We start from the raw sequence: 1,242 nt of genomic DNA, 5'->3' as shown, positions 1-1,242 counted from the left end.
CTCCTGGCCGGTGCAGATGGTGAAGGTGAGGGTGTCGATGAGGATGTCCGACTCGTGGATGCCCCAGTTGCCGGTCAGGTCGTCGATGATCCGCTCGGCGATGGCGACCTTGTGCTCGGCCGAACGGGCCTGGCCCTCTTCGTCGATCGTCAGGGCCATCAGGGCCGCGCCGTGTTCGCGGGCCAGGCCGGCGACCTTGGCGAAGCGTGAGTCGGGGCCGTCGCCGTCCTCGTAGTTGACGGAGTTGATGACCGCGCGGCCGCCGAGCTTCTCCAGACCGGCGCGCAGGACGTCGACCTCGGTGGAGTCCAGCACGATCGGCAGCGTGGAGGCGGTGGCGAAGCGTCCGGCCAGCTCGGCCATGTCCGCGACACCGTCACGGCCGACGTAGTCGACGCACAGGTCGAGCATGTGGGCGCCTTCGCGGATCTGGTCGCGGGCCATCTCCACACAGTCGTCCCAGCGGCCCTCGAGCATCGCCTCGCGGAACTTCTTCGACCCATTCGCGTTCGTTCGCTCGCCGATCGCCATGTACGACGTGTCCTGCCGGAACGGCACCGTCTGGTACAGCGACGCGGCGCCCGGCTCGGGGCGCGGCTCGCGGGCCGGTGGGGTCAGGTCACGGACGCGTTCGACGATGCGGCGCATGTGCTCGGGCGTCGTACCGCAGCAGCCGCCGACCAGGGAGAGGCCGTAGTCGGCGACGAACTGCTCCTGTGCGTCGGCGAGTTCGGCGGGCGTGAGGGGGTAGTGGGCGCCGTCCTTGGTGAGGACGGGCAGGCCCGCGTTGGGCATGCAGGAGATCGGGACGCGGGAGTGGCGGGAGAGGTGGCGCAGGTGCTCGCTCATCTCGGCGGGGCCGGTGGCGCAGTTCAGGCCGATCATGTCGATGCCGAGCGGCTCGAGCGCGGTGAGCGCGGCTCCGATCTCCGAACCCAGCAGCATCGTGCCGGTCGTCTCGACGGTCACCGAGCAGATCAGCGGCAGGCCGGTGCCGGTGGCCTGCATGGCGCGGCGGGCGCCCAGCACGGCGGCCTTGGTCTGCAGCAGGTCCTGCGTCGTCTCCACCAGCAGCGCGTCGGCGCCGCCGGCGATCAGTCCCTCGGCGTTTCGCTGGTAGGCGTCGCGCAGCACGGTGTAGGGGGCGTGTCCCAGGGTGGGCAGCTTGGTGCCGGGGCCCATGGAGCCCAGCACCCACCGCTGCCGGCCGGTCGAGGCGGTGAACTCGTCGGCCACCTCGCG

1 protein-coding gene is annotated in these 1,242 nt (G+C 71.1%); it reads right to left on the bottom strand.

The window, feature by feature from the left end; genetic code table 11:
* Positions 1-1,242, bottom strand: a 1,242-nt coding sequence (locus ABZ070_RS37445) for a homocysteine S-methyltransferase family protein (protein WP_356640680.1), incomplete at both ends; no start/stop codon positions are given.

Origin of the sequence: Streptomyces sp. NPDC006283 (assembly GCF_040613325.1) — a bacterium.
Taxonomy (GTDB): Bacteria; Actinomycetota; Actinomycetes; order Streptomycetales; family Streptomycetaceae; genus Streptomyces.
The sequence above is the reverse complement of the archived record's forward strand: the minus strand, read 5'-3'. Positions and strand labels throughout refer to the sequence as shown.